Origin of the sequence: Myroides sp., assembly GCF_032073645.1 — a bacterium.
Taxonomy (GTDB): Bacteria; Bacteroidota; Bacteroidia; order Flavobacteriales; family Flavobacteriaceae; genus Flavobacterium; species Flavobacterium odoratimimum.
In genome coordinates, this window is record NZ_DAMANB010000007.1 from 127435 (window position 1) to 142167 (window position 14733).

8 protein-coding genes are annotated in these 14733 nt (G+C 33.0%); 2 read left to right on the plus strand and 6 right to left on the minus strand.

The window, feature by feature from the left end:
- Window positions 1–382: 382 nt before the first annotated feature.
- Window positions 383–1531 carry an ATP-binding protein gene (locus tag RT228_RS07570; RefSeq protein WP_006257901.1) on the plus strand — a complete coding sequence of 383 codons (1149 nt, stop codon included), beginning with the start codon at window positions 383–385 and terminating at the stop codon, window positions 1529–1531.
- A 243-nt stretch (window positions 1532–1774) separates the two neighbouring features.
- Here RT228_RS07570 and RT228_RS07575 read toward each other — a convergent pair whose 3' ends face one another.
- The 6 genes from RT228_RS07575 to RT228_RS07600 all read right to left on the minus strand — a co-directional run bounded on the left by RT228_RS07575 (window position 1775) and on the right by RT228_RS07600 (window position 13098).
- Entirely contained in the window at window positions 1775–4054 is a 2280-nt protein-coding gene (locus tag RT228_RS07575) for a helix-turn-helix domain-containing protein (protein ID WP_313138580.1), read from the minus strand.
- A gap of 93 nt (window positions 4055–4147) precedes the next feature.
- Window positions 4148–4738: an OmpH family outer membrane protein gene (locus RT228_RS07580; RefSeq protein WP_313138581.1), complete on the minus strand. Its 591-nt coding sequence runs from the start codon at window positions 4736–4738 to the stop codon at window positions 4148–4150.
- 268 nt (window positions 4739–5006) lie between these two features.
- A complete protein-coding gene (locus RT228_RS07585; RefSeq protein WP_313138582.1) occupies window positions 5007–5855 on the minus strand; it encodes a class I SAM-dependent methyltransferase in 849 nt (282 codons plus the stop codon).
- A gap of 888 nt (window positions 5856–6743) precedes the next feature.
- Window positions 6744–8621, minus strand: coding sequence for a tRNA uridine-5-carboxymethylaminomethyl(34) synthesis enzyme MnmG (gene mnmG, locus RT228_RS07590; protein WP_313138583.1), 1878 nt, complete (start codon window positions 8619–8621; stop codon window positions 6744–6746).
- Window positions 8622–8663: 42 nt separating this feature from the next.
- Window positions 8664–9083: an rRNA maturation RNase YbeY gene (ybeY, locus tag RT228_RS07595; protein ID WP_058699211.1), complete on the minus strand. Its 420-nt coding sequence runs from the start codon at window positions 9081–9083 to the stop codon at window positions 8664–8666.
- 2764 nt (window positions 9084–11847) lie between these two features.
- Entirely contained in the window at window positions 11848–13098 is a 1251-nt protein-coding gene (locus RT228_RS07600; protein WP_006257908.1) for an NAD(P)/FAD-dependent oxidoreductase, read from the minus strand.
- Window positions 13099–13214: 116 nt separating this feature from the next.
- On the opposite strand from RT228_RS07600, the gene hutH reads away from it, so the two are divergent.
- Window positions 13215–14732 (plus strand): histidine ammonia-lyase, encoded by a 1518-nt coding sequence (hutH, locus tag RT228_RS07605; RefSeq protein ID WP_006257909.1) that lies wholly within the window; start codon window positions 13215–13217, stop codon window positions 14730–14732.
- The last annotated feature ends 1 nt before the right edge of the window (window position 14733 follow it).

The window sequence follows — 14733 nt, forward strand, 5'->3', positions numbered from 1 at the left end:
TATAATTATTAATTATATCACACTTTATATATATTAATTATTCAATATTATAGTATTTACAGACAGAAATACAAAATAATAAGCGCAAATAAATATTTAAACTATTTTTAATTTTAGAACACTTATAGACTAGAACTTGTCTAAAAAACTCTAAATAACAAACAAAATAGATACTCCTAACACAAAACTAAACGCAAAAGACATTGACTTAATCATCACTTCATAGATTTAGTCCCTGATAATAAGCTGTATTATTACAATACATTGTTATAGAACAAACCTTATTTTGTGAAGGTAAATATTCTCTAAACAGAAATAAAATAGTTGTACAATTATGAATCTGATTATTTTAAACACTTGATAATTAATTTATCTTTGCCTTATGCAATTTTCAGATATTATAGGGCAATCCTTTTTAAAGAATCATTTGATACAGTCAGCTGCATCAGGTCGTGTACCTCATGCACAGTTATTTATTGGTGGAGAAGGTACAGGTACTTTACCCATGGCTATCGCCTACGCGCAGTATTTACTATGCAAAAATACGGGTAATGAAAACACAGGAGGGAATGATGCCTGTAATATCAAATTCAACAATCTTGCTCACCCAGATTTGCACTTTGTATATCCTGTAGCTACGACAGAAGCTGTAAAAAGGAATGCTACTAGTGATCTATTTGCAGAACAATGGCGCAGTTTTTTAAAAACGAATAAATACGGAAACCTTTTCGATTGGTACACCCACATTGATATACAGAATAAACAAGGACAAATAGGAGTAGATGAAGCGAGTGAAGTACTGAAGAAACTTGCCTTAAAATCATTTGAAGGTGGTTATAAGATTATGATTATCTGGATGGCAGATAAGCTAAATACTGAGGCTTCTAATAAACTACTAAAGCTATTAGAAGAACCACCTGCTAAAACAGTGTTCATACTAATCGCAGAGAACGAGAAAAATATTCTACAGACTATCCTCTCTAGATGTCAAGTACTAAAGTTTCCTCCGCTTAACGCTATCGAAATACAAGAAGCTTTAATACAACGCGAACAATGTGATCCACAGGAAGCCATCATGATCGCTAATCAATCTCAAGGAAGTTATAACAAAGCACTGAGCTTACTGCATAATAAAGCGAATGCCTTACCTTATGAGAAATGGTTTGTACAATGGGTGCGAGCAGCCTTTAGAGCGAAGGGAAACGCTGCTGTAATTCAGGAACTAATAGAATGGAGTGAGGAACTAGCTGCTCTAGGACGTGAACAGCAAAAACAGTTTATAGAGTTTTGTATAGAACTATTCAGACAGGCTCTACTGTTAAACTATCAAACTCCAGAACTAGTATATTATAAAACGACAGTAGATAAGTTTAAACTAGAAAACTTTGCTCCCTTTGTCAACGGAGAAAATATAAATGAAATATACCAAGAGCTAGGTGATGCTATCTACCATATAGAACGAAATGGTAATGCTAAAATGATCTTCACAGATCTATCTATAAAGCTAACACGGTTAATACATAAGAAGTAATAAAAACGGTCGCATTCGATGAATACGACCTTTTTTTTATTGTTTCTATTTAGAAGAGCATTGCTTTAGCTTGCACTTTCTTGCGGTTTCCTAGGACTTTCCTTGGAGAATCCTAGGCAAAACAGGTGTTTTGTCGAAGGAATGTGCTAGAATACTGCAAGCACTCTCCTAGCAAAGCAAAAGCAAATAAGCCCCACACTTAATTCATTCTATAATGACAGTATACTTACTTCAATATATACCTTACTCCTCTTTCTGAGCCATTGCACGTTGATACAACTTTAATTCTTCCCATGAGAAGTCCTCTTCTGCATTCGCTTTAATCTCAGATAACGTCATTCCCTTACTCTTCTCAAATAAAGCAGTTAACTCCTCTATACGTTCTTTTGGCAATACTTCTTCTAAGGTAATATGCCCATCCATAATCAACTTACCGATATGAGAATAGATTGTAGTCGTAGTCAGTTTTCTAGTTAATGCAATATCTTCTATACTCATCTTCTCTTTCCACATCTCTAGAGTAATGACAAACGTAGACTTCTTTTTCTCTTTCGACTTCGTCTTCGGACTAGAAGAATACACTTCTATATCTTCCTCCTCTTCTACTCCTAGTTTAGTACTTCTTATCAGATTAGCGATATTGACTAAATGGTTAATCTTATACTCACTGATCTCTAGTGAGCGCAGATTCTCCTTGCATATCTTCTTATCCTCTTCTATTAACTTCAACATAATAGAAGCCTTCTTCATCTGAATAACCGTCTTCAATAACGACTCTTCTAACGGTACTAATTCTTCGTAGAACGCCTTTGATTTCTTCGCAGTTTTTACCTGTGCTATAGTGAACAATAGTTCAAAAACCATGTGATCTAAACGAGGAAAAAAGTAATCATACGCTTTAAGTACACGTTCTTTAGTAAACTCAAATCTGAAAGGTTCTTCTTCAAACAATGCTCTTAACTGATTGACAAATTTCTCTGAGTGAACAACCATTTCATCTAAGTGATTTGTCATACGCTGAGCCCAGCCCATAAATGCACTTTTCTTACTTCTCTCCGCCTCGGCATTATAACTATAAAGGTGCGTATGCCATTGTGTACTAAGGTTAAACCAAGAATAGGTCTGTATCAGATAGTTTCGAAGAAAGTTCTTTGTCTCTATCTTTAATTGCAGATTTAATTCTTCTGTGCCAGCCTTATTCTCAGCATAGCTCATTACATCCTCGTCATTGACTAAGCCGTTCATCTGTATAGGGGATAATAAGACTAGTCCCTCTAACGAACGAAGTCTAGATAAGGCAACATAAGCCTGCCCCGGTAAAAACACCTTAGATACGTCTAAAACAGCCTTATCGAAGGTAAGCCCTTGACTCTTGTGCACCGTAATAGCCCATGCTAGCTTAAGAGGATAATGACTAAAGGTACCTAAGACCTCCTCTACGATTTCCTTAGTATTAGGGTCGACCGTATATTTTATATTCTGCCACTCGTATCGTTCTACTTCAATGACTTCTTTATTTTCAAACTCTATGAATATCTCATGCTTAGTCAAGGTCTTCACCATCCCCATCTTACCATTGTAGAATCGCTTCTCTGGAGATATATCATTCTTAATAAAAATAACCTGAGCACCTTCTTTAAGCGTCATTTTAGCCTCGATAGGATATATCTTTTCAGGGAAATCTCCCACTACTTCAGGCATAAAACTAAACTCCTTCGTAAACAATCCTCTAAGTGCGTCCTCATTAATCTTGTCAGCCTTAGCATTATGTGTACTTAGAGTGATATAACCAGGGTTATCTTTTATATTAAAGTTAGGATTGGTATACTGATTTAAGAGTGCCAAATCCTCTCTAGATACGCGATTATTGCGAAGATTGTTTAGCAAGTTAATAAACACTTGATCCGACTGTCTATACACTTTCTCTAACTCGATATACAAGGGAGGATACTGTCTAACAACTTCTGAATGGAAGAAATATACCCCGTCATAATAGCGCTTCAACACATCCCATTCTTGGTTCTTGACTACGGGTGGCAACTGTAATAAATCTCCTATAAAAAGAACCTGTACTCCACCAAAAGGTTGTTGACTTTTACGCACAGTCTGTAACATAAAGTTCATCGCATCTAATACATCTGCACGCAACATACTAACCTCGTCTATAATCAACAAATCCATGTTTAAGAACAACGCTCTACGAGCATTACTCATCAGCATATGACGCCTTAGCGATACGCGATTTTCAAACTTGATTGTATCAGTAAAAATAGGAGGATTCTTAGTATCAGGGACAAAAGCAGCAAAAGGCAAATGAAAAAAAGAATGTATAGTCACTCCACCTGCGTTCAAAGCCGCTATCCCAGTAGGAGCTACTATTACTGCATTCTTATGTGTAGTATTAATAATTTCTTTTAACAAGGTAGTTTTACCAGTACCAGCCTTTCCTGTCAAAAAAAGAGATCTATTCGTCTCATTGATAAACTTTAAAACGTATTCTGCTTCTTCTGAAAAATTAGTCATTCCTTTTTTTTTACAAAATACGATAATAAAACTGTACTAAACGAAAAAAGCCCCTGTTAAAACAAGGGCTTTCTCTAAAGTAATTCAAAGATATTACTTTTTATCTTCTTTGCTTTCTGCAGGTTTTGTCTCCTCTAATTTAGCAGGAGTAGCGCTACCTTTATATTTAGCATTTAATTCTTTGATCATGATTTCAGTAACATCATTACTGTCTTTACTATAGATAACAGTAGATGCATCCTCAGTATTGAATACATAGTCTAAGTTATTCTTTTTAGCATACTCAGCGATATGTTCTTTTACTTTTTTCACTACAGCTTCCATTTCCTCACCGCTCTCTTTTTGTAAAGCTTGCATTAAAGTTTGTTGTTTAAACTGTAATTCTTGCTCTTTTCTTTGAAGGTTAGCAGCAGTTTGCTCAGCCCATGCTTGTCCTTTTTGACGAGCATTAGCTTGGAAGTTTTGAACCTCTTGTTGGAACTTAGCAACTTCAGCTTCTAAGCTTTTTCCTTTTTCTTCAGATTGGATCTTATATTTTGATTCCATATCCTTCATCTCTTCATACTCCTTCATCAACTTAGCAGAATCTACATAAGCAGTTTTGAATTCAGTAGCAGGAGTTGCATTATTATTACATGAAAATAATAATCCAGCTATACCTAGCATTAAAATAGTTTTTTTCATTTTCGCTTTTTTAAACCAGTTGTAAATGTAATAAACTTTTTACAGTTAAATAAAAATAATTAAGATATAATAAAAATCTATCAATACATATTAACTATATAGATAAACTTAATACAGAACCCCTTTTTTAAACCATTAAAATAACTATTATCTCAAAAAAGGAATACATAGACCTCACTACTAAGTAGAAACTCGCTTAAATCGCTTTAAAATAAGAAATAGCACTTCTAAAGAGCTAAAAAGGCATCATATCCTACTAAAAAGTAGCTTAGTTCTTTTTTAAGTAATAAATCAGTGAAGAGTACTCTAAATTTGCTCTTGCTTCAATATTTGATTTTAGTCCAACACGAAAAGCTTTAAACCAATTCTTTTTTCCTATTTTATATTGCTCCGATAAAAGTGAAACATAAAAACTATCGAACAACATTGGATATGTTTCTACTAATTCAAATTGGTAAGGATTAAAAAGTAACGGAATCGACTTCTGAGAAAAATGCCAAAGGTGACGAGGTACATCATAAGCTGCCCAATATTGACCATAATACTTAGCGTCGTAAGAATTATAATTAGGTACAGCTACGATCAGTGTTCCTTCTTTTTTTAATATACGTTGAAGTGTCTTTATTTGTTTATCTAAATCAGGTATATGTTCTAACACATGCCACATCGTAATAACATCTACAGAATGATCTTCAATATCATCTAGAGAATCTACTAATGTGATTCCCTTATTTAGGCTTAATTGTCTCGCTCCTTTATTTGGTTCAAAACCTAAAACAGACCAACCTCTATTTTTTCCTTCTAATAGAAACTCCCCTGTTCCACATCCTATGTCTAAAAGTACACCTTGATCACTTTTTATATCTTCAAGTATTTTGTACTTATTCTGAATTGCTTTTGATTTGATCGTTTGATATACCTTATCGAAGAAAGTCTTTTTACTATCTGTATGAGAAATATATTCTGGGCTTTCATAATAACTATCTAATTTATCCAAATCAGGAACTGGTTCAGTTTTTAATAACTGAAACTTCTCATCTAAATAAAGTTCAAATTTCTCTTTAGAAACAGAATGATCCTCTACTTCTATATATTTAATAGTTGCATTAATTTCCATCAATGAAGTTTTAAAAGCCACACAAATATAAACAACATATATCGGCTATGATTCTAAAACCACAAAAAAATAATGGCTTAATTAACGAGCTTCTAAAAATAAAAAGAGAGTGAACCTAATTCTAAAAATGATACTTAAAGTTATTATTTAACTCCAAAGAGTATTACATGAAAACTCACTTTATAAGCAATAAGTATTAAACTAAAATGTATAACTTAAACAATTACTCTAACTAAAAATATAAAGTAGATAACTAGAAAGATTCGTTCCTTCCTTTCATTAAACTTCATTTTGATTCTTTAAAATAGCCAATCATAATAGGCTAATAAAACACAAACTCATTACATAATATTATCCTCTACTCTAAACATAAAAAATGATACAAGACAACCAAGATGGTTATACATAAATAGAAACTTTTATGAATAATCTACTTTCTTCTATCTACTCAAATTAGTACTGTGTAGTAAAATTATATAATCACTATGAAAGTAAATAAGCATATAGATAAGAGTACTTTCTAATATAGTATTAAGGTATAAACTCATCCTCTCCTATAAAAGAAAGTAAAAAATAAAGCATCAAATACTATCTACTCAATACCTCTTATAAAGTAAAAACACAAACGTATTAAACTATCCATTACAATATAAAACTCAATAACTATTAAGAGCATCTCCTACCCTTAACTACCAACAACAACTCCAAAATAAGTATTCTGAACTTTACATATGATACACTATACATCTACCTACTCTATGCTCTAATATATGTACCTACTACACTACTTCTATATTATTCTATACAGTTCCATCCATAAAAAAAGGCTGGTATGTTCCACGTGGAACATACCAGCCTTCTATATTTTTTCAAGCCTGCTAAACCTGCTTATCTACCCATATGGATTAACAAGATAGAGATATCTGTAGGCGTTACACCACTGATACGAGAAGCTTGAGATATCGTAATAGGCTTAATATTTTTAAGCTTCTCACGTGACTCAAACGATAGAGATACTATCTTATCATAATCGAAATTAGCAGGGATTCTTACATCCTCTAGTCTATTAAGTTTATCAGCATTGTTCTTTTCTTTCTCTATATACCCTGAGTATTTCACTTGGATTTCTGCTTGCTCTATGATCTCCTGATCTAGATCATGCTCGTCTATATAAGTTTTTACCTTTTCGAATTTAAGGATATCTTCTAACTCGATTTGTGGACGAGAGAATACCTTAAACATCTTATCAGGTTGACTCATTAGAGACGATCCTTTCTGTTCTAAAATAGGATTAGCCTCCTCTGTTTTCACACTTGTTTCTTTAAAGAATTGAACGAAGTTTTCTGCTTCTGTCTGCTTATGCTCCATTCTTCTCATACGTTCTTCAGACGCTAAACCTAGCTCATAAGACTTCGGTGTTAATCTAAAATCAGCATTATCTTGACGTAATAATGTACGGTATTCTGCGCGAGATGTAAACATTCTATAAGGCTCTTCTGTCCCCTTCGTAATCAAATCATCTATCAATACACCTATATATGCTTCGTCTCTTCTAAGGATTAACTCCCCTTCTTCTCTTACTTTTAAAGCAGCATTCATACCAGCCATTAGCCCTTGTGCAGCTGCCTCTTCATAACCTGTAGTACCATTGATTTGCCCAGCGAAATATAGTCCTTCTACAAGCTTAGTTTCAAGCGTATGCTTTAACTGTGTAGGTGGAAAATAATCGTACTCGATAGCATACCCAGGTCTAAATATCTTAGCATTCTCAAACCCAGCTACCGAACGAAGAGCTTTAAACTGTACGTCTTCTGGTAGTGAAGTAGAGAATCCATTTACATAGATCTCACAAGTATTCCACCCCTCAGGTTCTACGAATATTTGGTGTCTATCTTTATCAGCAAAACGGTTAATCTTATCTTCTATAGATGGACAATAACGTGGTCCTATACTCTTAATTCTACCTGTAAACATCGGAGAACGATCAAATCCTTCTCTTAATAAATCGTGTACTTCAGGAGAAGTATACGTCATAAAACAGTCTCTTTGTTGAACTAATGGTTGTGTCACATCTAGGTAAGAAAACTTAGAAGGGTTAATATCTCCACCTTGTACTTCCATCTTACTATAGTCTAATGATCGACCATCTACCCTAGGAGGTGTACCTGTTTTCATTCTGCCAGAAGTAAAACCAGCTTTCACTAGGTCTTCTGTTATTCCATAAGCAGCCCCCTCTCCAGCTCTACCACCACCGAACTGTTTTTCTCCGATGTGGATAAGCCCATTTAAGAAGGTACCATTAGTTAAGATAACAGTCTTAGCCTTTATTTCTAACCCAAGATTAGTTACTACACCTTCAATCTTATGATTCTTAATAATCAAAGATTTCACCATATCTTGATAAAAATCAAGGTTAGGTGTTCCCTCTAACATAAGCCTCCAAGTCTCAGAGAAACGCATACGGTCAGACTGCACTCGAGGAGACCACATAGCAGGTCCTTTAGACTTATTAAGCATCTTAAACTGGATCGCAGTCTTATCAGATACAATACCAGAGTAACCTCCTAATGCATCTATCTCTCTTACGATTTGCCCTTTTGCGATACCTCCCATTGCAGGATTACAAGACATCTGAGCGATGTTCTGCAAACTCATTGTAATCAATAAAGTTTTAGAACCCATATTTGCAGCAGCAGCAGCAGCTTCTGAACCAGCGTGCCCACCACCTACTACTATTACATCATATTTATCAGCGAATATACTCATTGTTCCACGTGAAACATTTAAATTAAAATACTCGAAAAAACACTATTGTTCCACGTGGAACATAGCCATTTTCTCTTCTTCTTTACTACGCATTAAGCGTTCATCCTCAGGAGATTTATCCTTATAACCACAATAATGCAAGACACCATGAGACATAACTCTCAGTAACTCAACGTCAAAATCAACATTAAAATCCTTAGCATTATCACGTACTCTCTCTATAGATAAAAAGATGTCACCAGAGACAATCTTTCCTTCACAATAATCAAAACTGATAATATCTGTCAATGTATCATGATCTAAATACTTAACATTAATCTCATGTAAGTAAGCATCGTCACAAAATATATAACTGATATCCCCAGGGAACAATCCTTCTGAAGTCACTATCTCTTCAATCCAATCTTCGTATTTAGTCTCATCAACTAATTGAAAATCAGTTTCATAGTTAAAAAATATCATACTTTTTCTCTATTAAAAAATAATTGTTGCAAAGGTACACGGAAAAATAAAAAATAGACTTAAAAAGCCCTTAAAATATCAAATTTACAAACTAAAAACACAGATAGTTAATCCTTTAGCTCCTAAAGCTTAAAAATAGACTTAAAAAGCCTTCTCCATTCTAAAACAACCCGCTTAGCTTTTGATATCTAATACGAACACTTGATTAAAATAATATATTGAAATTATACAGCGTTGTTTTCTTGTAAAAAAAGACTTCTATAAAATATACAGCCTTCTAAAGTACCAAAGTTACGCAAATAGAAAACGAAAATCCTACTTAGATCTATAACAATTAGAAAATAAATCTAGTGACATAAAAACAACACACTACCACTACTCTATTTTTTTTCACGTGAAACAAAAAACAAAATATGACAATCTCAGCGCTTCCTTTTTTTTATCCAATATCAAAATAAAAAATAAAAACAATGAGGAAACTAAAATAATAAAAAAGCTTAAAATATCTCCTTTCCATATTTTCGATAAAACGTACCAATGGTCAGAAAAAAAAAATATACGCGATTCTCAGCGCGTTGAAAAAATAGACTAAAAACAACAAAATTTAATTCTCTTAAAAATTATCCTCCTCACAAACTCATATTTTGAAGAAAAATAATCCGAGACTCAAATATCAAAATCTAGAAGGATTTTTATTATCTAGTAAAAACAAAAAAATACTACTTGACAAATTTTTCCCGACCAACGATAAAAAATAAGTAAAGTCTAAAATCAATCCAATGAAAAAAGAAAAATATAAAAACCTTCAAAAATGTTCCACGAGGAACAATTAGCATTTCATTAATAAAGACTCAAGGAGAAAAAAACACAAAATCAAAAAAGACTAAGATTTTCTCTTTTAAAGAAAAATATAAATATCACCTGGATCAATAAATCGGATTACATCTTCAGAGATTTTAATCAATATGAAAACAACCTACCTCTTAAATTTCTCAGTCAAAAAATATGATCCTGCTAATAAAAATAGAGAAATAAAATTCTAAAATAATCCCTCTAATCGAACCTAAAAATCACAGCAAAAAAATAGGCAAGAAACAGTCTTAAAAACGATACAAAAAACACTAAAAAATCAGAGCCAAATTTTACTAAAAACAACCTCTCATAATTTAGATATTTTACCCCACTTCCACTGTCAGAAAATATACGCAAAATACAAGGCGATGTTTCGGAATGTTTCTCGTGGAACATTTCTACTTTTCAAAAAAATCAACCGTCTATATTTTTCATATAGCGACCTACTACCCTATCAAAAATTTATAAGCAAACCTCAGAGGCTTCGAAAATTTTAACCGTCATCCTTCTAAAGTCTCCTTTAAAAAACAACGCCTTATAATTTTAATATTTCACACTCAACAATACATAATACCAAATATGAAAAACAAAAACACTTATCAACGTTATTAACAACTATAATATATATAAATAGATTTTTTAAAATTTTAAAATAAACTAATAGTATAGTATTGTCTGTTAATATGTACAATAACTTTTCTCTATAAATTCTTTAAAGTTGATTATTAATACTTATCAACAGGTTGTTAATTCACAAATCATTTAAAATAAATAGTTTAGATTGGTTATTAACAAGAGACTTTTTCGTTATCAACAGTTATTTTTAGATAAATGAGGGTGTCTAAAACTGTTCACAACCTATACTTTTGATCTTAATATCCACACAATATGTTTTAGAAAATAAATTTGCAAATATGTGTGCATGAGTTGTATTGTAATTTTTTTGAAATAAACAAAAAATACTTTTTTTAAACTTTTTACAGTTATCAACGCAAATTGTTAGTTCTTACTTTGTTTAATATCAGTGTTATACTGTTTCTTATTAACAATGGGGTGTATGGAGATAAATCGTTGTATTCTAATAGATTATAAAATATAGTAAACTTAGTTACTATCTGTGTTTTAGCACCTTTTGTACTCCTAATTGACGTTGTAAACAGAGTTTCGATTGTATTTTAGAGTTCAAAATTAAGTGTCCCGAGGTTATTATTTGGGTTAGTTGGTTAGTGGAATTTGGGGTAAGATTGGAGAGATTACGTACTCATTTTTGAGGTATGGACAGGAGTTTTTTTAGCCATGACGGGGGGTAGAATGAAGTGTCTTTTTAAGATTTTTGTATTGTTTTTACCTTTTATTTCTTTATCGAATAGATAATTTTTTTATTGAAATATGCTCTCTATTTTGAGTTTTAAGCAAGCTTTTATAGCTGTATTTTTTGCTCTTTTTTTAGAGATTTCGGTACTGTATTTTGATCTAGTTTTTGATGTGTTTTTTGAGAGTAAAAAACGCATTTTTTTGACCTTAAAATAAGGTATTATTTTGCCTATTTAGGATTAAGAATATTCTTGATTTTTTAAATTCTAGTAGATGAAAATGTAGTGTATTTAGTTAGTAGATTGTTCGGGTAGAGATTTAGTACGATTCGGTAAAACACCTCCTATCCCAAGTAAATACTGGGTACTACCGAACACTATCCGAACAAAATAAAAAAGATAATGTGTATATTATTATGTTTTAGTTAGTTATAACTATTTATATACTTCATTTAGAGTCATTTTGACCAATTAGCGCTATTCACTCCATTAGAGGGCATTTTGATCAAATATGATTATAATAATGATTCTAGTGTACCTATATATAGGCACAAAAAAATAGCCACTCTGTACAGAGCGGCTATTTTTTATCTATTATTTTAAACGTTTTTGCTTTCCTTTTCCATTTTGATAAGGTGTGCCATATTGCGTATTACACTGTTGTGTTTCTTAACGAAAGGGTTTTGATCATCCCATACATACCCTGCTAGTACAGAGCATATCTTCCTTTTTACATCTGGATTTTCGGGTTGGTGGAAGAATAGTTCTTGTAGATTACCCGTATACCATTCTTGAATATAAGTTGTGAATACATCTATACCTTTATTCATGTGGTCGCTATATTCAGCTTGCCAATCTACTTTTTCTCCTTTGATTTGTCTTATAGCTAGTTTGGCTGCTAACATACCAGATTCTGTTGCAAAACACACTCCTGAAGAGAATACAGGATCTAAGAATTCTGTACTATTACCAGTCAATACATAGCCATCATCAAACATTTTTTGTACACTGATAGAATAGTTGGCTAATTTAATTGGATCGAATTCGAATGGTAAATCACCAAAGCGTTTTATATAGAAATCAGATAATGTGATTGCTTTTTCTAGTGCTTCTTTAGTCGAATTGTTATTCGATAATGATTCTATGAAGTCTGTAGGGCCTACGATACCTACACTAGTATTACCATTTGAGAATGGAATTACCCATAGCCACACTTTTGTTTCTAGAATGTCAAAAGAGATTTGTGTACCCTCTACTCCTTCCGGTCTCCTCACATCTCTGATATGGCTAAATATTGCAGAATGTGGGCTCAGTTTCGAAGCCGCATCTAACTTGAGTAAACGTGGTAATACACGACCATAACCACTAGCATCAATTAAGAATTTGGCATGTATTTGTTTTTCTTGTTTGTTTTTGTCAATCACTGTAGTGATAGAGTCTGTGCCTTTAAATTCTATATGGGTTACTTCAGATTCGAATTCAAGATCAACCCCTTTTTTAATCATTTCGTTAGCAATAGCCAAGTCAAAATCAGCACGAGGGATTTGCCAAGTCCAGTCCCATCCTTCTGAAAACTTATCGCTAAAGTCAAAAATACAAATCTCCTTACCACGTATAAAACGAGCACCAGGTTTTTTTTGGAACCCCATACTGTCTAGAGAAGGGAATAGATCTGCTTCTGCGAAGTGATCCATCACTCTGGGGATAAGGCTCTCTCCTACAACTATTCGAGGAAACTTAGTTTTCTCTACTACTTTCACACTAATACCCATCTTGTGAAGGTAACTTGCAGCTACACTACCAGATGGTCCAGCACCGATAACTAGAACATCTACATTTTCAATTAACATTTTATATTGTTATTTTGTTAATAGTATTAAATTTGCCTTAAAATTATGACTATCAAAGTTATTGACAATATTCAATTCTTGAAAGCATTTAATTAAAAAATATTAATAGACTTATAATGAATATCTTAAAAGACTTCTTAACCTTAGAAAATTTTATAACTATACTAAATGATAAAAATGAAATAGTTTTATCTAAAGAGTTAGTAACACGTGTAGAGAATAGTTTCTCGTTTTTACTTGATTATTCAAAGAATAAAGTAATCTATGGCGTGAATACTGGTTTTGGCCCTATGGCTCAATATAGAATACAAGAGGAGGAATGTATTCAACTACAGTATAATTTAATAAGAAGTCATGCTTCAGGTATCGGAACACCATTATCAGTAGCACAAGTTAGAGCAGCTATATTGGCTCGTTTGAATACCTTGTCATTAGGGTATTCAGGAGTTAACCTTACTGTTATTACCTTGATGAAGGAGTTATTAGATCGTCATATTACACCATTGATTTTTGCTCACGGTAGCGTAGGTGCTAGTGGAGATTTGGTACAGTTGGCGCATTTAGCATTAGTATTAATTGGAGAAGGGGAAGTATTCTATAAAGGAGAGAGAAGAGATACAAAAGAAGTCTTTGAACTAGAAGGACTACAACCAATAGAGATACGCATTAGAGAAGGGATATCACTTATGAATGGTACTTCTGTTATGACTGGTATAGGTATTCTGAATTGGCAAAATGCAAATAGGTTATTAGATTGGTCTATTAAGATGTCTTGCGCTATTAATGAGCTTGTAAGTGCGTATGATGACCACTATTCTGTAGAACTTAACCAAGCTAAAAAGCACAAAGGTCAACAGTATATCGCAAAGGCAATGCGAGATACATTAGTGAGTAGTAAAATGGCGCGAAAAAGAGCCGAACATTTATATACTGGAGAGAATCAAGAAAGTATCTTCAAGGATAAAGTACAAGAGTACTACTCTATCCGATGTGTACCACAGATATTAGGTCCTGTGTATGATACCATACAAGAGGTAAAAAAAGTATTAGAGAACGAGATAAACTCTGCTAATGATAATCCTATCGTAGATATGGAGACTAAACAAGTATATCACGGAGGAAACTTCCACGGAGATTATGTCTCATTAGAGATGGATAAACTAAAGTTAGTGATGACGAGATTGACAATGTTATCAGAGAGACAACTTAACTATCTTCTGAATGCTAAGATTAATGAGCTGTTACCACCATTCGTAAACCTGGGTAAACTCGGGTTTAACTTCGGGATGCAGGGAGTACAGTTTACTGCTACTTCTACTACAGCAGAGTGTCAGACATTATCTACTTCTATGTATGTACACAGTATTCCTAATAATAATGATAATCAGGATATCGTAAGTATGGGGACTAATGCGGCAGTATTATGTGATAAGGTGATAGAAAATAGCTTCGAAGTATTATCTATTCAAATGATTACTTTGGCTCAAGCAATAGATGCATTGAATTGTAAAGATAACTTATCTTTACCAACACAAGAGTGGTATAAAGAAGTACGTAACATCATCCCAACATTTGCTGAGGATGTAGTAATGTATCCATATCTACAAAAAGTGAAAGATTATTTAAAACAATAAT

Coding starts and splice junctions, on each gene's coding strand:
- RT228_RS07570 (WP_006257901.1), top strand. CDS start 383: ATGCAATTTTCAGATATTATAGGGCAATCCTTTTTAAAGAATCATTTG.
- RT228_RS07575 (WP_313138580.1), bottom strand. CDS start 4,054: ATGACTAATTTTTCAGAAGAAGCAGAATACGTTTTAAAGTTTATCAAT.
- RT228_RS07580 (WP_313138581.1), bottom strand. CDS start 4,738: ATGAAAAAAACTATTTTAATGCTAGGTATAGCTGGATTATTATTTTCA.
- RT228_RS07585 (WP_313138582.1), bottom strand. CDS start 5,855: ATGGAAATTAATGCAACTATTAAATATATAGAAGTAGAGGATCATTCT.
- mnmG (WP_313138583.1), bottom strand. CDS start 8,621: ATGAGTATATTCGCTGATAAATATGATGTAATAGTAGTAGGTGGTGGG.
- ybeY (WP_058699211.1), bottom strand. CDS start 9,083: ATGATATTTTTTAACTATGAAACTGATTTTCAATTAGTTGATGAGACT.
- RT228_RS07600 (WP_006257908.1), bottom strand. CDS start 13,098: ATGTTAATTGAAAATGTAGATGTTCTAGTTATCGGTGCTGGACCATCT.
- hutH (WP_006257909.1), top strand. CDS start 13,215: ATGAATATCTTAAAAGACTTCTTAACCTTAGAAAATTTTATAACTATA.